The organism is Sphingopyxis panaciterrae (assembly GCF_011762125.1).
In the GTDB taxonomy this organism is placed as follows: domain Bacteria; phylum Pseudomonadota; class Alphaproteobacteria; order Sphingomonadales; family Sphingomonadaceae; genus Sphingopyxis; species Sphingopyxis panaciterrae.
In genome coordinates this window covers 537,090-561,277 of record NZ_JAASQN010000001.1, presented here as the reverse complement: position 1 = coordinate 561,277, position 24,188 = coordinate 537,090, and the positions used below count along the sequence as shown (strand labels likewise).

The 24,188-nt window shown below is 65.1% G+C and carries 20 protein-coding genes; 6 read left to right on the top strand and 14 right to left on the bottom strand.

What is annotated here, in order from left to right; translation table 11 throughout:
• The first annotated feature begins 80 nt into the window (after window positions 1–80).
• From FHR22_RS02525 to FHR22_RS02515, 3 genes are read left to right on the top strand one after another with little or no spacing between them, the layout of a single operon-like run.
• Window positions 81–2,303 carry a TonB-dependent receptor gene (locus tag FHR22_RS02525; protein WP_166938573.1) on the top strand — a complete coding sequence of 741 codons (2,223 nt, stop codon included), beginning with the start codon at window positions 81–83 and terminating at the stop codon, window positions 2,301–2,303.
• 7 nt (window positions 2,304–2,310) lie between these two features.
• On the top strand, window positions 2,311–2,790 hold the full coding sequence (locus FHR22_RS02520; protein ID WP_166938571.1) for a MarR family transcriptional regulator: 480 nt from the start codon (window positions 2,311–2,313) through the stop codon (window positions 2,788–2,790).
• Window positions 2,790–3,413 (top strand): FMN-dependent NADH-azoreductase, encoded by a 624-nt coding sequence (locus FHR22_RS02515; RefSeq protein WP_166938568.1) that lies wholly within the window; start codon window positions 2,790–2,792, stop codon window positions 3,411–3,413. Before FHR22_RS02520 ends, FHR22_RS02515 begins: the two co-directional genes overlap by 1 nt.
• A 15-nt stretch (window positions 3,414–3,428) precedes the next feature.
• Here FHR22_RS02515 and FHR22_RS02510 read toward each other — a convergent pair whose 3' ends face one another.
• The 7 genes from FHR22_RS02510 to cyoA are packed head-to-tail and all read right to left on the bottom strand — an operon-like array spanning window position 3,429 to window position 10,205.
• Window positions 3,429–3,962: a response regulator transcription factor gene (locus FHR22_RS02510; protein ID WP_166938566.1), complete on the bottom strand. Its 534-nt coding sequence runs from the start codon at window positions 3,960–3,962 to the stop codon at window positions 3,429–3,431.
• Window positions 3,959–5,266 (bottom strand): ATP-binding protein, encoded by a 1,308-nt coding sequence (locus FHR22_RS02505; protein WP_166938564.1) that lies wholly within the window; start codon window positions 5,264–5,266, stop codon window positions 3,959–3,961. The genes FHR22_RS02510 and FHR22_RS02505 overlap by 4 nt, the downstream gene beginning before the upstream one ends.
• Window positions 5,263–5,988: an SURF1 family cytochrome oxidase biogenesis protein gene (locus FHR22_RS02500; RefSeq protein ID WP_166938562.1), complete on the bottom strand. Its 726-nt coding sequence runs from the start codon at window positions 5,986–5,988 to the stop codon at window positions 5,263–5,265. Before FHR22_RS02500 ends, FHR22_RS02505 begins: the two co-directional genes overlap by 4 nt.
• Window positions 5,985–6,359, bottom strand: a complete 375-nt coding sequence (gene cyoD, locus FHR22_RS02495) for a cytochrome o ubiquinol oxidase subunit IV (protein ID WP_166938560.1) — start codon at window positions 6,357–6,359, stop codon at window positions 5,985–5,987. Before cyoD ends, FHR22_RS02500 begins: the two co-directional genes overlap by 4 nt.
• Window positions 6,356–6,997: a cytochrome o ubiquinol oxidase subunit III gene (gene cyoC, locus FHR22_RS02490; protein ID WP_166938558.1), complete on the bottom strand. Its 642-nt coding sequence runs from the start codon at window positions 6,995–6,997 to the stop codon at window positions 6,356–6,358. Before cyoC ends, cyoD begins: the two co-directional genes overlap by 4 nt.
• Before the next feature lie 3 nt (window positions 6,998–7,000).
• Complete coding sequence (gene cyoB, locus FHR22_RS02485; protein ID WP_166938556.1) at window positions 7,001–9,007, bottom strand: cytochrome o ubiquinol oxidase subunit I; 2,007 nt, start codon at window positions 9,005–9,007, stop codon at window positions 7,001–7,003.
• Window positions 9,008–9,023: 16 nt separating this feature from the next.
• Window positions 9,024–10,205 (bottom strand): ubiquinol oxidase subunit II, encoded by a 1,182-nt coding sequence (gene cyoA, locus FHR22_RS02480; protein WP_166938554.1) that lies wholly within the window; start codon window positions 10,203–10,205, stop codon window positions 9,024–9,026.
• Between the two features lie 175 nt (window positions 10,206–10,380).
• On the opposite strand from cyoA, the gene FHR22_RS02475 reads away from it, so the two are divergent.
• Window positions 10,381–11,706, top strand: a complete 1,326-nt coding sequence (locus FHR22_RS02475; protein ID WP_166938552.1) for an MFS transporter — start codon at window positions 10,381–10,383, stop codon at window positions 11,704–11,706.
• A 24-nt stretch (window positions 11,707–11,730) separates the two neighbouring features.
• On the opposite strand, the gene FHR22_RS02470 is transcribed toward FHR22_RS02475, so the two are convergent.
• Window positions 11,731–12,498: an AraC family transcriptional regulator gene (locus FHR22_RS02470; protein WP_166938549.1), complete on the bottom strand. Its 768-nt coding sequence runs from the start codon at window positions 12,496–12,498 to the stop codon at window positions 11,731–11,733.
• Between the two features lie 90 nt (window positions 12,499–12,588).
• Between FHR22_RS02470 and FHR22_RS02465 the strand changes: the two genes are divergently transcribed.
• Window positions 12,589–13,830: an MFS transporter gene (locus FHR22_RS02465; protein ID WP_166938547.1), complete on the top strand. Its 1,242-nt coding sequence runs from the start codon at window positions 12,589–12,591 to the stop codon at window positions 13,828–13,830.
• Between the two features lie 27 nt (window positions 13,831–13,857).
• Here the strand turns inward: FHR22_RS02465 and FHR22_RS02460 are convergent, their stop codons facing one another.
• From FHR22_RS02460 to FHR22_RS02445, 4 genes are all read right to left on the bottom strand, one after another.
• Window positions 13,858–15,261, bottom strand: coding sequence for an FAD-binding oxidoreductase (locus FHR22_RS02460; protein WP_166938544.1), 1,404 nt, complete (start codon window positions 15,259–15,261; stop codon window positions 13,858–13,860).
• Between the two features lie 13 nt (window positions 15,262–15,274).
• Window positions 15,275–16,513 carry a metal-dependent hydrolase family protein gene (locus tag FHR22_RS02455; protein WP_166938542.1) on the bottom strand — a complete coding sequence of 413 codons (1,239 nt, stop codon included), beginning with the start codon at window positions 16,511–16,513 and terminating at the stop codon, window positions 15,275–15,277.
• Between the two features lie 32 nt (window positions 16,514–16,545).
• Window positions 16,546–17,589 carry an alpha/beta hydrolase gene (locus FHR22_RS02450; RefSeq protein WP_166938540.1) on the bottom strand — a complete coding sequence of 348 codons (1,044 nt, stop codon included), beginning with the start codon at window positions 17,587–17,589 and terminating at the stop codon, window positions 16,546–16,548.
• A gap of 89 nt (window positions 17,590–17,678) precedes the next feature.
• The gene (locus FHR22_RS02445) at window positions 17,679–19,937 is read right to left on the bottom strand and encodes a TonB-dependent receptor (protein WP_166938538.1); all 2,259 of its coding nucleotides are present in this window, start codon (window positions 19,935–19,937) and stop codon (window positions 17,679–17,681) included.
• 354 nt (window positions 19,938–20,291) lie between these two features.
• Between FHR22_RS02445 and FHR22_RS02440 the strand changes: the two genes are divergently transcribed.
• A complete protein-coding gene (locus tag FHR22_RS02440; RefSeq protein ID WP_341786537.1) occupies window positions 20,292–21,311 on the top strand; it encodes a helix-turn-helix transcriptional regulator in 1,020 nt (339 codons plus the stop codon).
• On the opposite strand, the gene amaB is transcribed toward FHR22_RS02440, so the two are convergent.
• Window positions 21,277–22,812 carry an L-piperidine-6-carboxylate dehydrogenase gene (amaB, locus tag FHR22_RS02435; RefSeq protein ID WP_166938536.1) on the bottom strand — a complete coding sequence of 512 codons (1,536 nt, stop codon included), beginning with the start codon at window positions 22,810–22,812 and terminating at the stop codon, window positions 21,277–21,279. The two genes, FHR22_RS02440 and amaB, sit on opposite strands and share 35 nt — an antisense overlap.
• 22 nt (window positions 22,813–22,834) lie before the next feature.
• Entirely contained in the window at window positions 22,835–24,133 is a 1,299-nt protein-coding gene (locus tag FHR22_RS02430; protein WP_166938533.1) for an NAD(P)/FAD-dependent oxidoreductase, read from the bottom strand.
• Window positions 24,134–24,188: the final 55 nt, after the last annotated feature.

Here is a 24,188-nt window from a genome sequence, read left to right as displayed (position 1 = left end):
CGACAACGTCAACGACAGGGAAGCTCCCCGACAATCCGCCTCGAGGCGGGGCAAGGAGCTCCCGGATATGGGAGGGAAACATGAACCGGATTATATTGTTCCGTTCGCTACTGCTCGCCGGCCTGACCGTTCCGGTCACCGCTTTTGCCCAGACCGATACGTCACCCGCCGACCGGGATGCCGAGATCGTCGTGACTGCGACGAAGCGCGAGCAGACGCTGCTCGACGTCCCGCTGTCGGTCGCCGCGATCAGCGGCGAAGGCATGGAAGCGATGGGAATCCGCCAGTTCAACGACCTTCAGTCGAGCGTCCCCAACCTCCAGATCGACCAGACCAACGGCAATTTCGTCGTGTCGATGCGCGGGCTCGGTTCGGGCGGCGGCAACCTCGCGTTCGAACAGTCGGTCGGCTTCTTCATCGACGGCGTCTATTCGGGGCGCTCGCGATCGATGCAGACCGCGATGATGGACGTTGCGCGGGTCGAGGTGGTGCGCGGCCCGCAAGGCGCGCTGTTCGGCAAGAATACCAACGCCGGTGCGATCAGCGTGATCAGCCGCGCCCCGACGCGGCAGTTCGAGGCCCAGCTGCGCGGCCGCTACGAGTTCGAGAATGGCGGCTATGGCGGCGGCGGTTTCGTGTCGGGGCCGCTGACCGACAGCCTCAGCGCGCGGCTCAGCTTCCAGGCGGGGCATGAGGGCGGCTATATGTATAATCGCGTCACCGGGCGCGACGACAACAGCAACAACAATATCGGCGTGCGGGGCCAATTGCTGTTCGAACCCGCGGGCGGTGGCGGCTCGATCCTGCTCAAGGCCGAATATGGCGAAAATAATTACAGGGGCGGCAACCTGACCTATAATGGTCTCGGCAACTGCACCTTCTGCAACCAGATCCGCGCCGCATCGGCCGCCGTCGGCGGACCGCCCGAGCGTCCGTCCTTCGAACGCGCACAAAGTTCGACCTATCCCGAATTCTCGCGCACCAACAATCTCAACCTGACGCTGACCGCCAAGCTCGACCTCGGCGGCGGCTTCGAGCTGTCGTCGATCTCGGGTTACCAGCGGCTCCGGGCGCGGACGCAGAACGACATCGACGTCAGCCCGATCCGCTTTTCGGATTCGATCCACACCGAAAACAGCGCACAAATGTCGCAGGAAATCCGCGTCTCGGGTGCGATCGGTCCGGTCGACCTGATCGCCGGCGGTTCCTATTTCTACGCCCGCTCGGATATATTGCAGGAAATCTACTGGAACGGCGCCGACAAGATATTGACGCCGCCGATCGGCCCGCTGTTGCAAGGGACCGCGCGCTTGCCCTTCCACCAGACGAGCGAGGCCCTTTCCCCCTTCGCCGCGGTCGATTGGCACCTGACCGACGCGCTGACCTTCAGCGGCAGCCTGCGCTACAACCGTGAATCGAAACAGGCGCGCATTGCCGGCGAAATGGGCGTGCTCGCCTATCCCAGCTATGTCTTCGTCCGCTCGCGCAGCGAGGCATTGTGGGATTATTCGGCAAAGCTCAGCTATAAATTCGGTCCTGCGGCGCAAGTCTATGTCAGCTACGCCACCGGGTCGAAGGGGGGCGGTTATGTGTCGAACGACAGCCGCCTCGGCCTCACCGGCCGGGTCGAGTTCGAACCCGAACGCGCGAAATCATGGGAAGTCGGCGCCAAGCTGCGGCTGCTCGACAATCGCCTCCACCTCAACATGGCGGCGTTCACGACCGATTTCACCAATTTGCAGGTTTCGTCCTTCACCGGTTCGTCCTTCACCACCGGCAACGCCGCCGAAGCCCGGTCACGCGGGATCGAGGGCGACATGTCGGTGCGGGTCGCGGATTTCCTGACGATCGGCGGTTCGCTCGCGTATCTCGATGCCTATTATACCGACTATCCGGGCGCGGCCTGCGTCTATAATGCGCCCGCCGGCTGCACGACGATGAACCTTGCGGGATACCGGCTGACCCGTGCGCCGGAATGGAAATGGAACAGCTATGCCGAGGTCCGGGTGCCGGTGTCGCCGGACTGGGCGCTGACCGGCCGCGTCGCCGCCGACTATACCGGCGCCTCCATCTATCAGGATGATCGCAACCCCAACAATATCATGCCGGGCTATACCAAGCTCGACGCCCGGCTGGCGATCGCGTCGGAGGCGAACGATCTCGAGATCGCGCTGATCGGCCGCAACCTGACGAACAAAATATCTTTCAGCCAGTCGTTCGGCGTGCCGCTCGTCGCGCAGACCTGGGCGGTGTTCGTCAATCCGTCGCGGACGATCGCGCTGGAAATCACCAAGGGCTTCTGACGCGGCCGTGGCGGGCCGGCGGAAGGACGGGTGCGGCGCGCGGACCGACGAAGCGCTGCACGACCTCGCCCGCCGCGCCTTCCGCTCGTTCCAGCGGCAGCTGGAGCGGGAGACCGTCGCGCATGGCGTATCGCCCGGTCAATGGCGCTTCCTGCGGCAATTGTGGCACGGCAACGGCATCTGCCAGCGCCAGCTCGCGGGACGGCTGGCGCTGTCGGAGGCGACCGCCGCCGTCACCTTGCGCGAACTAGAGAAGAAGGGATTGATCGACCGCCGCCGCAATGCGGGCAACCGCCGCGAGGTGCTGGTCTTCCTGACCCCGCGCGGGCGCGCACTGGAAAGCGCCCTGCTTTCGGTCACCCGCGACATCCATATCCTCGCGACGGACGGCATCGCGGGAGCCGAGGTGACGGCGCTCGAACGGCTGCTGCGCCGCGTCATCGCCAACCTCGACCGCCGGGAGCCGCATGGCAGGGAGATAATATAATGAATGTGCTTCATATTTCGGGAAGCCCGAAGGGCGAACGGTCGGACTCGCGAAAGCTGGCGGCCCGGTTTCTCGAACGCTATCGCGTCCGCCATCCCAGTCATGACATTCGCCACGTCGACGTGTTCGACGGCCGCGCCAATCCCGGGTTCGGCGCCGTCCATGCCTTTCACAAGCTGGCGCCCCTGTTCGGCGAACCACAGACCGCAGAGGGAAAGCGGGCATGGGTCGCGACCGAGCGGCTGATCGGCGACTTCGATCGGGCGGACAAAATCCTGCTGTCCTGCCCGATGTGGAATTATTCGGTGCCCTGGGCGATGAAGCGCTATCTCGACAATCTGATGCAGCCGGGCCGAACCTTTGGCTTCGATGCCGAAACGCGCCAGCATATCGGCCTGCTCCGCGATCGGCCCGTCCAGCTCATTCTCACCCGCTCGTCGACGGACGAGGATGACCGGACGGATTTCCAATTGCCCTATCTTCGGCATGTGTTCGAAGCGATGGGGCTGGCGGATATCCGCGTCCTGAGCGCCTGCGCGACGACATGGCGGTCGGCGGAAGATCGGCAGGCCTATATCGATTCCTTCACGCCGCAACTGGAGCACGCGGCGGACGCGCTTTGACACAAGGTCACGGCATCAGCGGATCTGGCGCTTTTCGAGTTTCCGGGCGAGCGTGCGCCGGTGCATTCCGAGGCGGCGGGCGGTTTCGGAGATATTGAATTCGGTTTCGACGAGCGTCTGGTGGATATGCTCCCACTCGACGGTCTTGATCGACGATTGCCGGCCGTCGAGCGGGGTTTCGGTATTGCCCTCGGTCCGCCCGAATGCCGCCTCGATATCGTCGGTGTTCGATGGCTTGGCGAGATAATAGGAGGCGCCGAGCTTGATCGCTTCGACCGCCGTCGCGATGCTGGCGAAACCGGTCAGTACGACGATGCGCATCGCGGCATCGGCGGCGCGCAGCTGCTGCACGCAGACAAGCCCCGAAGCCCCGCCGAGCTTCAGATCGACGACCGCATAGCCGGGCCGGAAGCTTGCGAGGAGCGCCGTCAATTCGTCCGGGTCATGCGCGACACGCACGTCATAGTCGCGCCGCTCGAACGATCGTTTCAGCGTCCGGGCAAAGGCTTCGTCATCCTCGACGATCACCAGACGGCGGGGTTCGGTCATGCCTCTGCTCCTTCGGGTCGCCCCAGCACCGATAATGGCAGGAAAATACGCACGAGCGCGCCCCCCGCGTCACGGTTGGCAACGCTCGCCCCGCCGCCGAGCTTGCGCGCGACGTTGACGAGGAGGAACAGCCCCAGCCCGCCGCCCGGGCGTCCCTTGGTCGAACGATAGGGCTGGCCGAAATTCTCCAGCATCTCGGCGCTGAACCCAGGACCGGCGTCGGCGATCTCGATCACCACCATATCGCCGTCGCGCGATGCCGAAATGCTGGTCCAGTCGGGCGACACCTCGGCCGCATTGTCCATGACGTTGCCGATGACCTGGCGCAGCGCCGGGTCCGACACGATCGCGACATCGGGGCCGAAGCGATCGTTGAACTCGACCGCGCCGGGCCGGCGCACCGCCTGCGAATCAGCGACGATATCGCCGAGGAAGCGGCGGATGGTGGTGAGCTGTGGTGCTTCTCCGCGCGCTTCGCCCGCCGACATCAATATGCCGCTGACGATCGCCTTGCAGCGCCGGACGGCAGCCTCCATGTCGCTGAGATCCTCCTGCAATTCGCTGTCCTGCGCGAGGCGCGGCGCCGCCCGCCAGTCGCCGATCAGCACCGAAAGCGTCGACAGCGGCGTTCCCAGTTCATGCGCCGCCCCCGACGCGAGCAGGCCCATGCGCACGATATGATCCTCTTCGGCGGCGCGTTGGCGGCTGGCGGCCAGCGCGGCATCGCGTTGGCGCAAGTTACGGCTGATCCGGGTGACGAAGGCGACAAGCAGCACCGCGATGAGCACGAAGCAGACCAGGCTGCCCTGAAGATACAGCCCCATCGGGTCACTCGCATAAGGGGCGGGCAGGATCAGCGGCGTCGGATCGACACGCAGCGCGGCGATCGCGGCGAGCGCCGCCGCGACCACCGCCCATGACGAACGGGTCGAAAGCAGGATCGCGCCGATCACGACCTGCAGCAGGAACAGCGAGGCGAAGGGATTGGTGAGGCCGCCGCTGTGATGGAGCTGCCAGCCGAGCGCCGCGACGTCGAAAAGCAGGGTTGCGGTCAGTTCGATGTTGGTCACCGCGCGCCCGCGGCGCAGCAGCAACAGGCTGACGAGGTTGATCGCGACCAGCATCGCGATTGCACCGAGCAACGGCGCCAGCGGCAAGGCGATCCCCATGATCCCGCCGACGACATGGATCGTTGCAAGCTGGCCGCCGACCGCGAGCCAGCGCAGCTGGATCAGCAGCGACATGTTGCGCCGCCCGGCGTCGGCCTCCGGCAATGGTGTCGAGTTGAGGACAGGCTGGCTCATTCGTCCGCCATATTGGACCCGCGCGCCGCCGGATGCCACAGCCGCCATGCAAAAAAGGCGGCGAGCAGCGACAGCGCGAACCAGGTCAGCGCATAGACGAGATGATTGTCGGCAAAGCGCACGACGGTCAGCCCGCCGACCGGGTAGCCGCCGGGATTCGGCGAAGCATCGGCATCGACGAAATAGGGCGCGACATTGTTCAGCGCCCTCGCCTTGGCGATGGCCGCGACATCGCGCGAATACCAGCGGTCACCCGCCGGATCGTTGGTTCGCAGGAAACCGCCTTTCGGCTCGGTGACGCGCAATAGTCCGGTCACCGTCGCGATGCCCCTGACATTCCCCGCATCGCGGGTCATGGGGTCGCGCCTGTCCTTCGGCACGAAGCCGCGATTGACCAGCAGCGTGAAGGCGGGCGTTTCGAGCGGGGTCATGACCCAATATCCCGCGCCGCGCGCGGTCACCGCCTGCACCAGCGTCGCGCGGTCATGGCGGAAGCGGCCAGTAGCGCTGATCCGGCGATAGGCGTCGCCTTTCGCATCGATGCGCGGCCAGGCGCCGGGACCGGGCGCCTGGACGGGCGACGCATGGATGCGCGCATCGACCGCCGCGACCAGCTCATGCTTCCAGGCGCGGCGTTCGACCTGCCAGACGCCGAGCGCCGCCAGGCCCGCCGAGGCGACCAGCGCCGCCGCGGCCAGCGCCGCGCGGCGCGGCCGCGTCACGGCAGCTGGCTCGGATCGTGCGGCATCGGCATCATATTGGTATTGAGGTGGTGCATCACCCAGAGCGACCCCGCGAGCATGATCACGACGACGATGATGGTGAAGATCAGCGAGGTCATCGACCAGCCGCCTTCGGCCTTCGGCGTCATGTGGAGGAAATAGACCATATGGACGACGATCTGAACCGCCGCGAAGCCCATGATGATCGCCGCGGTCGCGCCGGCCGAAAAGGGCCGCTCCATGACCAGCCAGAAGGGGATGGCGGTCAGGATCACCGACAGGATGAACCCGATGGCATAATCGCGCATCGACGCGTGCGGCATCTCGATTTCGTGATGCGCGTCGGCGGCGTGGTGCGGGTCGGCGCTCATCGCAGCACTCCCATCAGATAGACAATGGTGAAGACGCCGATCCAGATGACGTCGAGGAAGTGCCAGAACATCGACAGGCACATGACGCGGCGGCGGTTCGCGGCGACCAGCCCATGCTTGCCGAGCTGGACCATCAGCGTGACCAGCCAGACGATGCCGAAGGTCACATGCAGCCCGTGCGTGCCGACGAGGGTGAAGAAGGCCGACAGGAACGCGCTGCGCTGCGGCGTCGCGCCGAGCTCGATCAGGTGGTGGAATTCATAGAGCTCGATCCCCAGGAAGCCGAGGCCGAACAGCCCGGTGATCGCGAGCCAGAGCTGTGTTCCCTTCACCCGGCCCTGCTGCATCTGGAGCACCGCAAAGCCGTAGGTGATCGACGAGAAGAGCAGCATCGCGGTGTTGAGCGCGATCAGTTTCAGGTCGAACAGGTCCTTCGGCGCCGGTCCCGCGGCATAATTGCCGCCGAGCACGGCATAGCAGGCAAAGAGGATCGCGAAGATGAGGCAGTCGCTCATCAGATAGATCCAGAAGCCCAGCATCGTGCTATGCCCTTCGGGATGCGCATGCTCGTCGAGGTCGTAGAAGCGGACGGGCTCGTCGATGGTGGTGGGGGCAGTGGTGATCGTCGTGGCGCTCATCGATCAGGCTCCGGCCGCCAGCTGGCGGGTGCGCGCGTCCTCGACCGCGACCACCGTCGCGGCGGGAATGTGGAAATCGCGCTTGTAGTTGAAAGTGTGGACGATCGCGCCGCCCACCGTGGCGACGAAGCCGAGCGCCGCGAGCCACCAGATGTGCCAGACCAGCGCGAAGCCCATCACCAGGCTGAACCCCGCAAGGATGATCCCCGCCCCGGTGTTGCCGGGCATGTGGATATCGCGGAAGCCGGTGACCGGGCGCTGGTGCCCGCGCCGCTTCATGTCGTGCCACGCGTCGAGATCGTGGATCACCGGCGTGAAGGCGAAATTATAATCGGGCGGCGGCGAACTGGTCGCCCATTCGAGCGTGCGGCCGCCCCACGGATCGCCGCTGTCGTCGGCGAGTTCCTTGCGCCGCCGGATGCTGACCCCGAACTGGACGAGCATCGCGCCGATCCCCGCCGCGATCACCAGCGCCCCGAACGCCGCGATCGCGAACCAGATTTGCAGGCTGGGATCGTCGAACACGCGCATGCGGCGGGTGACGCCCATCAGGCCGAGCACATAGAGCGGCATGAAGGCGAGCCAGAAGCCGACGACCCAGCACCAGAAGCTGATCTTGCCCCAGAAGACGTCGAGCTTGAAGCCGAAGGCCTTCGGCCACCAATAGTTGATCGCCGCGAACAGGCCGAACAGGACGCCGCCGATGATGACATTGTGGAAATGCGCGATCAGGAACAGCGAATTGTGCAGCACGAAATCGGCGGGCGGCACCGCGAGCAGCACCCCGGTCATGCCGCCGACGACGAAGGTCAGCATGAAGGCCACCGTCCACATCATCGGCAGGTCGAACCGGATGCGGCCGCGGTACATGGTGAACAGCCAGTTGAACAGCTTTGCCCCCGTCGGGATCGAGATCACCATCGTCGTGATACCGAAGAAGCTGTTGACGCTGGCGCCCGATCCCATGGTGAAGAAATGGTGCAGCCAGACGATGTACGACAGGATGGTGATGACCACCGTCGCATAGACCATCGACGTATAGCCGAAGAGCTTCTTGCCCGAGAAGGTCGAGGTGACTTCGGAGAAGACGCCGAACAAAGGCAGGATGAGGATATAGACTTCGGGGTGACCCCAGATCCAGATCAGGTTCACATACATCATCGGCGATCCGCCGAAGTCGTTGGTGAAGAAATTGGTCCCGACATAACGGTCGAGCGTCAGCAGCGCGAGCACCGCGGTCAGCACCGGAAAGGAGGCGACGATCAGGATGTTCGCGCACAGGCTGGTCCAGGTGAAGACGGGCATCTTCATCAGCCCCATGCCCGGCGCGCGCAGCTTCAGGATCGTCACGATCAGGTTGATGCCCGACAATGTCGTTCCCACGCCCGCGATCTGCAGCGACCAGATATAATAATCGACGCCGACATTGGGGCTGTAGGCGATCCCCGACAAAGGCGGATAGGCGAGCCAGCCGGTCTGCGCGAATTCGCCGATGAACAGCGACACCATGCACAGCACCGCGCCCGCGGTCGTCATCCAGAAGCTGAAATTGTTGAGGAACGGAAAGCTGACGTCGCGCGCCCCGATCTGGAGCGGGACGATATAGTTCATCAGGCCGGTGATGAACGGCATCGCGACGAAAAAGATCATGATCACGCCGTGCGCGGTGAAGACCTGGTCATAATGATGCGCGTTGAGATAGCCTTCGGATCCGTTGAACGCCCACACCTGTTGCAGGCGCATCATCACCGCGTCGGCGAAACCGCGCAGGAACATGATCAGGCCGAGGATCATGTACATGATCCCGATCCGCTTGTGGTCGACGGTGGTGAACCACTCCTTCCACAACCAGCCCCACAGCCGGTATTTGGTGATGAGGCCGAGCACCGCGAGGCCGCCGATGACGACAGCGGCAAAGGTGGCGACGAGGATCGGTTCGTGCAGCGGCAGCGCTTCGAGCGACAGGCGGCCGAGGAACGGGCCGGCTTCGGGGGCGGGATGCGGGGTCATGGTATCTCGATCCGGATCAGGACAGCGGGCGGGAAGCGGCGGCGGGCGCGTTGAGCGCGGTCTGGGCGGGCGGCGGCGGCGCGGCCGGACGCTTCAGCCCGGCGCCGGTGAGCGGCGCAAGGTCGACGGGGGTCGCGTCGGGCCTGTCGTTCGACATGATCGGCGAACTGCACAGCGCGGCGACATAACGCATGCTCCAGCGCGCGATGTCGGTGCTGCCGCGCGCCGCGAACTTGTCATAGGACAGGTCGCGGACATTGCCGATGCCCGCGATGCCGGCGCCGCCGGCGGCGTCGATCGACATCATGTCGTGCATGCACATCTTGCCGGGTTCGACGCACATATTGACCACCGCGTCGAACAGTTGCGGCTCGACCGCGGCGAAGCGGCGCACCGGTTCCTTCTCGCTCGGCTTTTCAAGCTGCAGATAGGCGAGGCGGTCGAGATCGCCGCCCGGCGCGCGCTTTGCCTCGGCCACCCATTGTTCGAACCCGGCCTGCGACATGCTTTTCACCGCAAAACGCATGTTGGAAAAGCCCGCGCCCGAATAATTGGCGGAAAAGCCGGTAAAGCTGCCGGTTTCGTTGAACACGCCGTGCAGCTTCGTTTCCATCCCCGGCATGGCGTAGATCTGCCCGGCGAGCGCCGGGATATAGAAGCTGTTCATCACCGAAGAGGAGGAAATGCGAAAGCGCAGCGGGCGGTCGACCGGAACGACCAGTTCATTGACCGCGGCGACGCCCTGTTCGGGATAGATGAACAGCCATTTCCAGTCGAGCGCGACGACCTGGACGTCGAGCGGCCTGGCCTCGGCCGCGACCGCCTGCCCCGGCGCGGTGCGCGCGAGCGGGCGGTAGGGGTCGAGCAGGTGCGTCGCGACCCAGGTCACCGCGCCCAGGCAGATGATGATCAGCAACGGCGCCGCCCAGATGACCAGTTCGAGCTGGGTCGAATGGTCCCAGTCGGGCTTGTAGGTCGCCTGCTTGTTCGCGGCGCGATAACGCCAGGCGAAAAAGATCGTCAGCGCCATGACCGGCACGATGATCAGCAGCATCAGCACGGTCGAGATGACGATCAGATCGCCCTGCTGGCGCGCGACGTCGCCAGCGGGATCGAGCACGACCATGCCGCATCCCGACAGCATCGGCAGCAGGACAAGCGGCGTCAGGCGCCGGAATCGAGGGAGAAGCGTTGCCATATCCGCGCGACTAGGCGCGCTTTGCTGCACAGCACATAGGACATTTTGTCCAATCCCCCCGCCGCGATCGATGAAGCAAAGGCGAAGTCATGAAGGGGGCGCTTGCCCTTGAACCCCGAATCGCGTTGCCGGCCCGCATATTGTATGGCAGCGCCCGATGCAGGACCGCGTACCCATGTCTGCCGAGACCGCACCCACCACCCAGGCCGAACGCGATGCGCGGGCGCTGAACGACGACGGGCATCGCATCGCCCCCGCCGAAATCGCGATCGGCGTGATCATCGGCCGGACGTCGGAATTCTTCGACTTCTTTGTCTATGCGATCGCATCGGTGCTGGTGTTTCCGAAGCTGGTGTTCCCGCACATGGACCCGCTTCAGGGCACTTTATGGTCGTTCGCCATCTTCGCCCTTGCCTTTGCCGCGCGTCCGGTCGGCACGATCATCTTTACCGCCGTCGACCGCGCCTATGGCCGCGGCGCGAAGCTGACCATCGCGCTGTTCCTGCTCGGCGGCTCGACCGCGGCGATCGCCTTCCTGCCCGGATATGAAAGCATCGGCATCGCCTCGGCGCTCCTCCTCGCGCTGTTCCGCATGGGCCAGGGCGTCGCGCTCGGCGGCTCGTGGGACGGGCTGGCCTCGCTGCTCGCGATCAACGCGCCGCAGGGCAAGCGCGGCTGGTATGCGATGATCCCGCAGCTTGGCGCCCCGCTCGGGCTGATCGTCGCCAGCCTGCTGTTCATGTTCCTGATTTCGGCGCTGCCGGCGCAGGACTTCCTCGCCTGGGGCTGGCGCTATCCCTTCTTCGTCGCCTTTGCGATCAACGTCGTCGCGCTGTTCGCGCGGCTGCGTATCGTCGTGACCCCCGAATATGCCGAGCTGTTCGAGGACAAGGCGCTCGAACCCGCGCCGCTGCTCGAAACGATCCGTTCGGACTGGAAAGTGATCGCCGCCGGCGCCTTCGCGCCGCTCGCCAGCTTCGCGATGTTCCACATGGTCACCGTCTATCCGCTGTCGTGGGTCTTCCTGTTCACCGACGAGACCCCGGTGCGCTTCCTGATGATCGAGGCGGTTGCCGCCGTCGTCGGTATCCTCTCGATCATCGCCTCGGGCTATCTGGCCGACCGGGTTGGCCGCCGCACCGTGCTGGGCGCGACTGCGGCCGCGATCGCGGCGTTCAGCGGCTTTGCGCCGCAGCTGCTCGGCGCGGGCGAGGCCGGCGAAGCGGCGTTCATGATCCTGGGGTTCGCGCTGCTTGGCCTGTCGTTCGGCCAGTCGTCGGGCGCGCTGTCATCGAACTTCCAGCCGCGTCACCGCTATACGGGCTCGGCTTTCACGTCCGACCTTGCCTGGCTGTTCGGGGCGGGTTTCGCGCCGCTGGTGGCGCTGTGGCTGTCGAGCCAGTTCGGCCTGATCGCCGCCGGTGCCTATCTGCTGTCGGGCGCGATCGGTACGCTCGTCGCGCTCTGGCTCAACCGCGAACTGGCGCGCACGATCGGCTGACGGTGACGCGATGCACGCTCGCGGCTACGGCTTCCGATAGCGGCTCGGCGGCACCCCGAGCACGCGTTTGAACATCGTCGAAAAATTGCCCGGCCCATCATAGCCGAGGTCGTAGGCAACCGATGTTACCGCCTCCCCCGCCGCCAGTTTCGGCAAGGCCACCGACAGGCACGCCTGCTGGCGCCACGCCGCAAAGCTCATGCCGGTTTCCCGCCGGAACAGGCGGGTGAAGCTGCGCCGGTTCATGACCATTGCGTCGGCCCATTCGTCGATCGAGGCGGCAGCATTCGGCTGTTTCAGAAAGGCGTGACAATGTTCCGCCAGCGCCGGGTGCGACGGGAATGGCACTGCCAGCGGGATGAGCGGCGCATCGTCGATCTCCGCCATCAACAGGCGCATGACCAGCCCATCGCGGCCTGACACGTCATATTCGGGCGCCACGTCGGCGGCGGCGCGGAGCAATTGGCGCAGCAGCGATGACACCCCGACGACCTGGCATTGGTCGCCCCGCCCCGCGCACTCACCCGGTTCGATCAGGACGCTGCGGGTTTGCACCGCGCCGACCATGCGGACCGAATGCGGCGTCCCGGCCGGAATCCACACGGCGCGCTCGGTCGGGGCGACCCATGCCCCATTGGGCGTATTCACCGCCATCACGCCGGTCGCGGCATACAGAAACTGGCTGCGACGGTGGCGGTGTTCGGCCAGCTCGTAGGAATCGGGATAATCGTGCCCGATCGCGATGAGCGGGCGCGCCACATGATCATTCTCGTCGGGATGAAATTGCATCATGTCCCATTCGCAGAAATGATTGGCTCATACAACAAAGCGGGAAAGAGATGGGGTTGTTAGTGGCGCCGGACAAATTCGAAAGCACCCGCCATGACCGACACGACCGCCACCCCCTCAATCGTCCCGAACATCATGCCCGCCGCGCCCCGGCAGGATGGACCCAAGCTGGTCGTGCAGATCGTCGGGGCGGTCGCATTCGCCCACTTGCTAAACGATCTGATTCAGGCCGTGCTTCCCGCCATCTATCCGATGCTCAAGGAAAAATATCATCTGAGCTTCGGGCAGATCGGCTGGATCGCCCTGATCTATCAGTTCACCGCCTCGCTGCTCCAGCCATGGGTGGGCCTTTACACCGACAAGCGGCCGCTGCCCTATCTGCTGCCGATCGGCATGTTCGCCACATTGATCGGCGTCGGCGGGCTGGCCATGGCGGGAAGCTATCCGGCCCTGATCCTCGCAGCGGCGGTCATCGGCGTCGGCTCGGCAACCTTCCATCCCGAAGCTTCGCGGGTCGCGCGCATGGCGTCGGGGGGACGCTTCGGCACCGCCCAGTCAGCCTTCCAGGTCGGCGGCAACACCGGCTCCGCCCTTGGTCCGGTGGTGGCGTCGGCGATCATCCTGCCGTTCGGGCAGACCGCGGTCGGCTGGCTCGCCTTTGCCGCCATCGCGGCGATCTGGGTGCTGTTCGCCGTCACCCGGTGGCGGATAAGGGCCGCCGGCACCCCGGCCGTCGCCGCGATTGCGTCGCAAGCCTCTCCGCACAGCCGGCGGGACATCATTCGGGCGCTGTCGGCGATCGGCGTCCTGATGTTCGCGAAGTTCATCTATATCGGCGCGTTCACCAACTATTTCACCTTCTACCTCATCGAACGCTTCGACCTGACCGCACGCGAATCCCAATTCTATCTTTTCTGCTTCCTCGCCGCGGTGGCGGCCGGAACCTTTGCCGGCGGCCCCGTCGGGGATCGTATCGGCCGCAAGGCGGTCATCTGGGTGTCGTTCCTGGGGGTTGCGCCATTCGCGATGATCCTGCCGCACGCCAACCTGTTCTGGACCGCAATCTTCGCGATTTCGATCGGCCTGATCATGTCGTCGGCCTTTGCCGCGCTCGTCGTTTATGCGCAGGAAATCGTGCCGGGCCGCGTTGGCCTGGTATCGGGACTGATGTTCGGCCTGATGTTCGGGATCAGCGGGATCGGCGCCGCGGCGCTTGGCCAGCTGGCCGATATCCATGGCATCGTCTGGGTCTATAAATTCTGCGCCTACCTGCCCCTTCTCGGCATTGCGACGATCATGCTTCCCGGCTCCGAGAAGGAGCAGCGAACGGGTTGACCGTGCGGTATGAAGCTTCCCCCACCATCAGCCCGCGACGAAGATTTTTCCGGGATTGAATATTCCGCGCGGGTCGAGGGTGCGCTTTATCTGGCGCATGACATCGACGCTGTCGCCGAGTTCATCCACCAGTGCATCCTGCTTGCCCAGTCCGACGCCATGTTCGCCGGTGCAGGTTCCGTCCATGGCCAATGCCCGGGCGATCAGGCGGGCGTTTATGTCGCCTGCCTCTGCCATTTCATGCGGCGCGGCGGGATCGAGCGAAAAGATGACATGGAAATTTCCATCGCCGACATGGCCGAGGATGGCGGCGGGAATGGACGCCGCTTCCAGATCGCGCTTCGTGTCCGCGATGCATTCCGGGAGCCGGCTGATCGGCACGCACACGTCGGTCGACCAGCCGACCGCGCCAGGACGCAGGTTGACCGCCGCATAATAGGCTTCGTGCCGCGCCTTCCACAGCCTTGCCCGTTCCTCGGGAAGGTTGGACCATTGGAAACCGCCGCCACCGTTTCCGCCGGCGAGTTCCTTTACCGTCGCGACCTGTTCCGCAACGGCCGTTTGCGATCCGTGAAACTCGAAGAACAAGGTCGTCTTTTCGGGATAGTCGAGCTTCGCCCAGCGGTTGACCGCCCCCATTGCGACATCGTCGAGTATTTCGGCGCGGGCCAGCGGTATCCCGCACTGGATCGCCTGGATCACGGTCGCCGCCGCGCCTTCGAGGGTTTCGAAGCTGCAGATTGCCGATGAGATCACCTCGGGGATCGGGTGGAGGCGCAAGGTCACCTCGGTGATGATGCCGAGCGTGCCTTCGGCGCCCACGAACAGGTGCGTGAGGTCGTAACCGGCAGCGGATTTGCGGGCGCGGCGGGCGGTGCGAATTTCCCGGCCGTCGGCGGTGACGACGCGCAGCCCGAGCACGGCTTCGCGCATCGTGCCGTATCGGACCGCGTTGGTCCCCGAAGCGCGGGTCGACGCCATACCGCCGATCGTCGCGTCGGCCCCCGGGTCGACGGGAAAGAACAGACCCTGATCACGTAGATGGTTGTTGAGCGCATTCCGCGTCACGCCGGGTTCGGCGACGACGTCGAAATCCTCCGCATTGACGGCGAGGATGCGGTTCATCCGGCTCATGTCGAGCGATATGCCGCCATATAGCGGTATCGCATTGCCCTCCATCGAGGTTCCGGCGCCATATGCCGTCAGCTTGACATCATGGGCCGAACAGAGCCGGACGACGAAAACCACGTCCTCGCTGTTCTCGGCGAAGACGACCGCATCCGGCAGCGCCGCAGCATGATGCGCCTCGCTCTGGCCGTGCTGCGACCGGATCGCCTCCGAATAGCTGACGCGATCGCCGAAATGCTCGTCGAGTGCCACCCTCGCCTGCGCGGGCAGATCGCGCGCCGAAATTACGTCCAAAGCACTCATCTTCCCATTTTCCCTAGAGACGGTTTTTCACGATCTCGCCGGCACGCATGATCAGATCGAGCTTGCGACCGTCCGCGGCAAGCAATCCGATATCCTTCAGCGGATCGCCGTCGACGACGATGAGGTCGGCATGGGCGCCGGGCCGCACGCAACCGAGCTTGCCGTCCTGCATCAGGATCTCGGCGCCGACCGAGGTCGCCTGGCGCAGCATTTCGAGCGGGGTGAACACCGCGCGGCGAAACTCGAACTCGCGGCACTGCTGGTCGTAGGTCGAGCCGAGCAGATCGGTGCCGAAGCCCATCTTCACCCCGGCGTCGCGCATATGCTGAAGCCCTTCGATTGCCGCATCGGCCGCGACCTTGAGCTTGGCCATGCTGTCCGGCGTCATGCCGAGCGCGCCGCCGACCTCCATGCTGACGAAGATCACCGACATCGTCGGCACGACGAAGGCGCCGCGTTCGGCCACGAACCGCGCCGTCTCCGCATCGATGAGCGTTGCGTGCTCGATGCAGCGGACGCCGAACTCGATCGAGCGGCGGATCGCACCGACCGGATGGCAATGCGCCGAGACATAAGTCCGCCGCTCGATGCATTCGTTGACGATCGCCCGGGTCTCGTCCTCGCGGAACTGGTTCATCCACATCGGATCGCTCGGCGACATCACGCCGCCCGAGGCGACGATCTTGATGCAATGCGCGCCGCGGCGCAGCTCCTCGCGCGCCGCCTTGATGCACGCGTCGACGCCGTCGACCACGACGCCGCCCCAGTTCATCGAGCCGCATGAGCAATAGCCATGGGTATGGTGTTGCTCGTTCGGCGTCCGGTAATCGACGTGCCCGCCGGTCATCGACAGGACCTTGCCCGCGTAGAAGAAGCGCGGCGCCCGGATCAGCCCGTCCTCGATGGCGGCGGCCAGCGGATAATCGCCGCCGCCGATGTCGCGGACGGTGGTAAAGCCGCAGTCGAGCGCATGCCCGAGCTTGTGGATGGCATGCGCGGTCCGGTAGGGGGCATCGCGGCTGTCGACGAGCTTTGCGTTCAGATCCGAAAAATAGGCATGGATGTGAAGATCGATCAGCCCGGGCATCAAGGTCTTGCCGGCGACGTCGATCCGCTGCGCCCCGGCCGCCTCGATCGGGCGGTCGGACACTTCGCGGATGACGCCGTCCTCGACCAGCACCGACATGCCCTCGGCGCAGTCCGCCAAATGACCATCGAATATTCGCGCATTTTCAAGGATGACGTTGGTCATATTTTCCTCACCGATATTGTTTCGCTGCCCTGCTACCCGCGCCGGTAGCAGGCGCGCAGGAAGCTGAACCAAGCCGGCACGCCGCCGCTCAAATGGCTTTCCAGCGGGATGATTTCGGTCGAGACCTCAAGCCCGGACAACGGATGCTGCGAGGTCTCGCCGAGCAGCTGGGCGGTGCCGCGGGCCAGGAGCCACTGATAGATGCCTGGTTCGGCCAGTTCGCGCGCGCCGAGCGTGATATGCAGCCGGCGGCCCGAATAATCGCGCCCCGAGGCGACCGCTTCCCGGTAAAGATCGAAAATCCGGCTTTCTTCGCCGACGATACCCGGGCTGCTGGCGCCGATACGCTTGAACAGCTCCGATCGCTTGATCGCGACATAGGCTGCGAACAAGCCGCCGTAGGACACCCCCCAGAGACCGACATTGTCGGCGTCGATGCGAAAGGCTTTCGCCAGTTGCGGGTGCAACTCCTGCTCCAGAAAGCCGAGAAACTTGTCCGCCGCCGGGTTGGCGAACATCTCAAGATAGCGATCGCCCTCCCCCTGCTCCAGAAGCCCGGCCTGCACCGTCAATTCGACCGCTTGTGTCATGAGCTCGGGAACCGGCTCTCCCGGCGGGAGCAGGTCGCGAACGCGCAGCCAGGGCCATGCATGGCTTTCCTGCACGCCATAGCCGACGGATACGAGGATGAAGGGAATTTGCGGCGACATATTGTCGCTCTGCCCCGGCTGGTGCAGGGGCGCCGTTGTCGGAAAGAACAGATTGCCGTCGACCTGATAGACGACCGGATAGGCCTGTGCCGGGTCGGCGTCATATTGCGCCGGCGGCGTGACCCAGGCCGAAAAACGCGCGCCGGCGATTTTCGAATCGATCTCGAAATATCGGGTGGCGGGGAAAAGGGCGCCGAACGACGGCGTCGCCTCGGTCAAATCGAAGGGCTGGTTCGTCGCCGATCCGATGCGGCCGTCCGCTTCCCTGGCGGCAGCGCTCGCAGGCGCGATGGCGGCCACGGCAGCTTCCGTGACGAGGTCGCTACCGATCGGCGGGGCCGTTGGACGGTCTATAGGCGTGGTCATCCGAAATCCTTTTATATGTTTGTGCGGCGAAAACGGCGCTGACCCGGGACCGCCCGGCGGCCCGGGTGAGCATGGGCGGCCAAGGGCGTCTAAAATTTGCTACTCACCGAAACCGTGAAGCTGCGCGGCCGCATCAGATAGGAGGATGCGGGCGCGCCGGGCAGGTAGTTCGCGATTCCCTTGCGATCGGTGATATTCTCGGCGCGCAGCTGCAGCTGATAGTTGCGGTAGCTGAGCCCCGCGCGCAGATCGAAGGTGGTGCGCCCCGGCAGGCGCATGTTGGGATCGGAGATACTGCCCGGGAAGGAGGTGAAGCGGCGCGACTGGTAGCGGAATGTCGCGCCGAGCTGGCCCTGGAGATCGCCGCCAAGCGGGATCAGCTGGTCGAGGGTGGCGGACGCCGTCCAGGGCGACGTCTGGGGAATGGGGTCGCCCGCGACCGCGCCGATATAGGCGGTCACCCCGGGATCGACTTCGGCCAGCCGCGAATTGGTATAGCCGAGATTGGCGGTGGCGGTCAGCAGCTCCGTCGGCCGCGCGGCCAGCTGTATCTCGAAGCCGTCGACCTTGGCCTTGCCGGCATTGGCCAGAAGCTGCGAACTGTTGAAAATGGTGTAGAGCTGGATGTCGTTCCAGTCGATGCGGTAGACCGAGGCTTCGAGGCTGAGTTTCCGGTCGAGAAAATCGCCCTTCAGTCCGACTTCATAGTTCCAGACCGTGTCGGGATTGATCCGGGTCTGGGCGCCGGGGGGCACGATCGCGGCGACCTGCGGGCCGCCCGGGCGATAGCCGCTCGCCGCGCGGGCGAAGAAGCTGAGGGTCGGGGTCGCCCGCCAGCGCAGCGTCGCGAGATAGGTGAGCTGGTCGTGGCTCGAGTGGACGGGCGGAAGCGCGACCGGACCGCCCAGGAACGCCGTATAATATACGCCGCCATAGGAGGCATTGAAGTCCTCCGTGCTATGCGCGAAACGCAGCCCGCCGGTGACATCGAGATTATCCGTCAGATAGACGGTCAGATTGCCGAAGGCGGACAGCTCTTCATACGTATCGTTGATCGGCGTCGTGATGATCGTGCCCAGCGGTCCGGGCAGCCGGGCATTGGTCGCCATGTCGCGCGCGATGACATCGGTCGGCGATGCGACGCGTTCATGCGTGTAGAAGCCGCCCGCGACGAACTCGATACCGCCCAGCCGCCGCGACACGAACCGCAGCTCTGCGGTCTTCTTGACTGCCGGGATCGTCGATACGACGGCAACGCCGGTGTTCGCCGGATAGACATAACCGACCGAGGCGAACACGGGAAAAAAGGGCGCATAGGTCGAGGTCAGGTCGACCTCGGTCTGCAACTTGCTCTCGAGATAGGCGCCGGTGGCGATGATCTGGCCCAGGTCGGTGTCGTACCGGCCGGTGACCGAGGCCAGCCGGTAGCGCACCTGCGTCGGGGCGTCGAAGAAATTGCTATGTTTGCGTTCGCCGTAGAGCGGGGTCAGGGTGCCGGCGACGCTGGTTTCGAGCGCGGGGCCGCGCGTGTCGATGTCCTGCAACTGGCCGACAAGATCGAAGGTCAATCGATCGGTGGGCGTCCAGCGGAGCGCCAGGCGCCCGCCCTTGAACCGGCTGCGATTGACGTTGTCGGTACCGGTGCCGATATTGTCGGCAAAGCCCGGCGCTTCGCGGTAGAAGCCCGTGGCGCGGAGGGCGAGACGGTCGGTCACCAGCGGCAGGTTGAGCGTGGCGCTGGCCGAAAAACCGGCCCCGCCGCCGTCGATCGCGGTCATCTCGGCCCGGGCGCTGCCCGAAAACCCGGAGGCATCGGGGCTCTTCGATACGAGCCGGATGACACCGCCAAGGCTGGAAGCGCCGTAAAGCGTCCCCTGCGGACCTTTAAGCACCTCGATCCGCTCGATATCGGTCAGCTCGGGATCGGGCGCGATGAAGGCGCCGCCGCCGTTGGCCGAGCTCGCGGTGAACGGGACGTCATCGATATAATAGACCGTCGTCGCCGATTGCTGGAGGCTGCCGGTGGTCAGGCCGCGGATGAAGATCTTGCCATAGCCGGGACTGCCGCTGTCCTGAATGGCCAGCCCGGGCGTCAGCGTTGCATAATCGCGGACCGACTGGACACCCAGATTGGCGAGCGTGTCGCCGCCGAGCACGGTGATCGCCGACGGCACATCGCGCAGCTTCTGCTCGCGCTTGCTCGCGGTCACCACGATTTCGCCCGTGCTCGCCTCGACGGAATCCGTGTCCGGGGATGCCGCCGTCTGCGCCGCCGCACCCGTCGCCATGACGCATAAGCCCAGCAAGCTCGCCGAGGTAAGTCCGATCGATTTGGTCCCTGTCCGCATAGGCTTCATCCCCCAACGTTCATCAGCACTGTTCCCGTGCCAGCATTCACAATTCGCTCCTGACCGGCTTTCACTGGCGCAGCGGCGATGCGTTGAAGGGCAAGCTAATCGATGACCGGCCGCCTGGCTTTTCCGAACCGCCAAAAGAGCATCGCGCGCCGCCAGATCGCGCGCGATCGCCGCGAAAACCGACCAGCGGCTATGAGGCGACGGGATGTACGCCTTGACGCGGGCGGCCAAGGTGCACAAGCTTCCGCCATGACCGGCACTACCGACAGCGACGTCCGGACGGGTTCCCATGTGGCTCCGATGCGGCGTTTTCCGCCTCCGGCGAAAGACGCCGTGCAGAACTCTGTGCGATATGCCGTCGCGGATTACGCCATCGACCGGATCGAATATCCCGGTCATTTGATCGAGACGTTCGAACCGCTGAGCGACAGTCACTACCGCTGGCAAATGAAAGAGGCCTTCGGGAGCGGCCGCTATGAATTCTGCGGCCTGACCGACGGGTTTTTCGTCACCTTTGCGGAGACCGAATATGCGACGCCGCAGTCGTCCTATTTCAACGCGCCCGACAGCCTGCTGATCTACCTCGCCAGCAATGGCGACGGCGAATATGTGCCCTTTGCCGGGGAGCCGCTCAGCTTCGAGGCGCCAAGCACCGTCCTCGTCATCGAGCCGGCGCACCAACCTCCTGCCGAGGTCACGCTCGCGGGCGTCGCGCGCTATATCTACATCGTCGTGCATCGCGAAGTGCTCAAGACGCTGTATGCCGGGAGCGCGCACGAACTGCCGGCCCTGCTGCAAGCTTTCCTCGACGGCGACCTGCAACGGACGTCAGGACGCGCCTTGCCGCTCAGCGCCGCCATGCTGCGCTGTCTTGAGGATGTCCAGACCTGCCCTCTCGACGGCCGCCGCCGCCGCATCTTCCTGCAATCGAAAGCGCTCGAGATCGTCTGCCAGGCGCTCGAGGCGTTCGACCAGAGCGAGTGTTTTCAGTCGCCCGAAACCACCAAGCTGACCGCCCGCGGGGTGGTGAAAGCGCAGCGGTTTCTGGAAGCGAATTATGTCACGCCGCCGTCGCTCGAAGAACTTGCGGCCGAAGTGGGGCTAAGCCGCAGCGCGCTTTGCACCGGCTTCCGTCAAATCCTGGGCCAGTCGGTTTTCGACTATGTTCAGGATCTGCGCATGCAGCGGGCGCTCGCACTGCTGAGCGAGGGTGACGATCCCATTACCCAGATTGCCTATGCCGTCGGTTATAACCGTTCGTCGAGCTTCGCGGTCGCGGTGCATCGCCATTTCGGCACGACGCCGTCCAAGCTCCGCCGACGCGGCGAACTCACGCCGTCTCTCCGGCATCGACGTCGAACGTAACGCCCTGTGCGAGCGGCAGGGTCCGGCCATAGTTGATGGCGTTGGTCTGGCGCCGCATATAGGCTTTCCAGCTGTCCGAGCCGCTTTCGCGCCCGCCGCCGGTTTCCTTCTCGCCGCCGAAAGCGCCGCCGATCTCGGCGCCCGATGTGCCCATGTTGACGTTGGCGATGCCGCAATCCGATCCGCCGGCAGACAGGAAATGTTCCACCTCGCGCATGTCGGTGGCGAAGATCGACGAAGACAGGCCTTGCGGCACATCGTTCTGCAGCGCGACCGCTTCGTCGAACGTGCGATATTTGAGGACGTAGAGGATCGGCGCGAACACTTCCTCGCGGACGCATGCTGCCTGTTCGGGCATTTCGATAAGGGCGGGCCGCGCGTAGAAGGAGGCGTTTCCGTTGACATCAACGCGGCCCCCGCCATGGACCCTGCCGCCGGCCGCGCGCGCCGCGTCGAGCGCGCGCTCCATCGCCGCGAACGCCTCGCCGTCGATCAGGGGTCCGACGAGCGTCCCGGGCGCGAGCGGGTCGCCGATGACGATGTTGCGGTAGACATGCGCCAGCTTCGGGACCAGATTGTCATAAATCTCTTCATGAACGATCAGGCGGCGCAAGGTCGTGCAGCGCTGGCCGGCGGTGCCCATCGCACCGAATGCGACGGCACGCAGCGTCAGATCGAGATCCGCCGACGGCGTCACGATCGATGCGTTATTGCCGCCAAGCTCGAGGATCGATTTGCCGAACCGCCGCGCGACGCGTTCGCCGACGGTACGGCCCATGCGCGTCGAACCCGTCGCCGAAACCAGGGGTAAGCGTGCATCGTCGACGAGCAATTCGCCGAGTTCGCGGCCGCCGACAATCAGGCCGGCCAGCCCCGCTGGTGCATCCGGGCCAAAATTGCCGAGCGCGCGCGCCACGATAGCCTGGACTGCAATGGCGGTCAGCGGCGCCTTTTCGGAAGGCTTCCACACCACACTATCGCCGCAGACGAGCGCGAGCGCGGCGTTCCAGCTCCAGACCGCGACCGGGAAATTGAACGCCGAGATGATCCCGACCGGTCCGAGCGGGTGCCATTGCTCGGTCAAACGGTGTTCGACGCGTTCGGACGGAATGCAAAAACCGTAAAGCTGGCGCGAGAGGCCGACGGCGAAGTCGCAGATGTCGATCATCTCCTGTACTTCGCCAAGTCCTTCGGACAATGATTTGCCGACTTCGAGCGACACCAGCCGGCCAAGATCCTGCTTCGATCGCCGTAATTCCTCGCCGAGCAGGCGGACGAACTCGCCGCGCCGCGGTGCGGGCACGTTACGCCACGCCAGAAAGGCCTGGGCGGCGGCGGCGATGGCGACTTCCGCCTCGGCCGCTGTCGTCTCGCGCACGGCGGCGATGACCTCGCCCGTGATCGGAGAACGGACGGTCAGGCTGCCGCCCGCAAGCCCGGCTGGATCGACCCCGATATTGGCGAGAATATGACGGGTTTCGGCGGCGAGCGTGTTGGTCATTGCTTCATCCTCAAGTTGCAGTTCAAAATCGGGAGCCGGACAAATGCGCGAGTTGTGCGCCCGCTTCATAAAAGGCGGAGCGCGCCGAGCGGAACCGCGCATCGCGCCGCTCCGTCAACGGTAGCGACAGGTCCTCGATCGCGAGTTGCCCCGAAGCGAGGCGAGCCAGGTCGCGGCCGAAACTTGTGCCGGGCGCAATGCCGCGCCCGTTGAAACCGCTGATCGAGACCATATTGCGGCCGTGCCTGTGCAGGCGCGGCATCGCATTGTCGGTCATTCCGATCATGCCGTACCAGCCATGTTCGAAGTCGACGGCGCCGAGCCCCGGAAACAGCCGCTTGAGCTCGCGCTTGCCCCAGTCGGCGTGAATGCGCCGGCCTCCCCTCCGCAACGCGCCGACGCTTCCGAAGACCAGGCGGCCGCGCGCATCGAGCCGAAACGACGACAGGATCGATTTCGTGTCCCAGGCGCCGTGCCCGCCGGGCAGGATCTCCGACAACTGGCCCTCGCTCAGCGGCCGCGTCGCGAGGTTGAAATAGGGCAGCATGACCTGCTCGCGCTGCAAGCCCGCACATGCCGGGTCCGAATAGGCCGGGTCCGAATAGGCGTCGGTAGCAAGGATCACCCACGGCGCGATGACGCTGCCGCCTGGCGTCGTCACTTTCCACGCCGCCCCCATGTCTGAAAAATCGATCACCGGAGACTGGGTGTGAACGCGCGCGCCCGCGCGCATCGCGTGGTCGGCAAGGCCGCGGACATAGGCGAGCGGCTGGATCGTTCCCGCCCGGCGATCGAGCAGGGCTCCCGTATAGGCCCGGCTGCCGATCAGGCGCCCGGCGCCTGCCGCGTTCAGTAATTCCACGTCGGCGGCGCGCGCTTTCCACTGTCGCGCACGCTCCGATATCTCGGCAAGGCCGCGCGTTCCGACAGCACAATGAAGTGTCCCCCGAGGCGTCGCTTCACAATCGATTCCAAGGCGCTCGACCAGATCGAAAACGAGACGCGGGGCATCTCCAAGCTGGGTGAGCAACCGCCCGCCATATCGGTCGCCGAGGCATGCCAAAAGATCGTCGGGCATGACCCAAAGCCCGGCATTGACCAGCCCGACATTGCGTCCCGACCCGCCGAAGCCGATGTCCCGGGCTTCGAGCAAAACCGCAAAGACACCGGCGCTCGCCAGATGATAGGCGGCCGAGCAGCCGGTAAAGCCGCCGCCCACGATCGCGACGTCGGCGATGATGTCGGACGAGAGCGAAGCGGTCGGGGGCGCGGGCGGCGCCGAGGCACCCCATAAGCCATGGCTGAGCGAATAGCCGACCATCTGCTGCGCCCCTCTCCTGTCCCACCGCGATCAAGCCGGTTCATGCGACACTGGA

What these genes read in the sequence shown, in the direction of transcription:
- FHR22_RS02515 (WP_166938568.1), top strand. Translation starts at nt 2,790, where the DNA reads ATGAATGTGCTTCATATTTCGGGAAGCCCGAAGGGCGAACGGTCGGAC.
- FHR22_RS02465 (WP_166938547.1), top strand. Translation starts at nt 12,589, where the DNA reads ATGACCGACACGACCGCCACCCCCTCAATCGTCCCGAACATCATGCCC.
- FHR22_RS02510 (WP_166938566.1), bottom strand. Translation starts at nt 3,962, where the DNA reads ATGACCGAACCCCGCCGTCTGGTGATCGTCGAGGATGACGAAGCCTTT.
- FHR22_RS02475 (WP_166938552.1), top strand. Translation starts at nt 10,381, where the DNA reads ATGTCTGCCGAGACCGCACCCACCACCCAGGCCGAACGCGATGCGCGG.
- FHR22_RS02460 (WP_166938544.1), bottom strand. Translation starts at nt 15,261, where the DNA reads ATGAGTGCTTTGGACGTAATTTCGGCGCGCGATCTGCCCGCGCAGGCG.
- cyoB (WP_166938556.1), bottom strand. Translation starts at nt 9,007, where the DNA reads ATGACCCCGCATCCCGCCCCCGAAGCCGGCCCGTTCCTCGGCCGCCTG.
- FHR22_RS02525 (WP_166938573.1), top strand. Translation starts at nt 81, where the DNA reads ATGAACCGGATTATATTGTTCCGTTCGCTACTGCTCGCCGGCCTGACC.
- cyoA (WP_166938554.1), bottom strand. Translation starts at nt 10,205, where the DNA reads ATGGCAACGCTTCTCCCTCGATTCCGGCGCCTGACGCCGCTTGTCCTG.
- FHR22_RS02470 (WP_166938549.1), bottom strand. Translation starts at nt 12,498, where the DNA reads ATGATGCAATTTCATCCCGACGAGAATGATCATGTGGCGCGCCCGCTC.
- FHR22_RS02455 (WP_166938542.1), bottom strand. Translation starts at nt 16,513, where the DNA reads ATGACCAACGTCATCCTTGAAAATGCGCGAATATTCGATGGTCATTTG.
- FHR22_RS02505 (WP_166938564.1), bottom strand. Translation starts at nt 5,266, where the DNA reads ATGAGCCAGCCTGTCCTCAACTCGACACCATTGCCGGAGGCCGACGCC.
- amaB (WP_166938536.1), bottom strand. Translation starts at nt 22,812, where the DNA reads ATGACCAACACGCTCGCCGCCGAAACCCGTCATATTCTCGCCAATATC.
- FHR22_RS02445 (WP_166938538.1), bottom strand. Translation starts at nt 19,937, where the DNA reads ATGCGGACAGGGACCAAATCGATCGGACTTACCTCGGCGAGCTTGCTG.
- cyoD (WP_166938560.1), bottom strand. Translation starts at nt 6,359, where the DNA reads ATGAGCGCCGACCCGCACCACGCCGCCGACGCGCATCACGAAATCGAG.
- FHR22_RS02450 (WP_166938540.1), bottom strand. Translation starts at nt 17,589, where the DNA reads ATGACCACGCCTATAGACCGTCCAACGGCCCCGCCGATCGGTAGCGAC.
- FHR22_RS02430 (WP_166938533.1), bottom strand. Translation starts at nt 24,133, where the DNA reads ATGGTCGGCTATTCGCTCAGCCATGGCTTATGGGGTGCCTCGGCGCCG.
- cyoC (WP_166938558.1), bottom strand. Translation starts at nt 6,997, where the DNA reads ATGAGCGCCACGACGATCACCACTGCCCCCACCACCATCGACGAGCCC.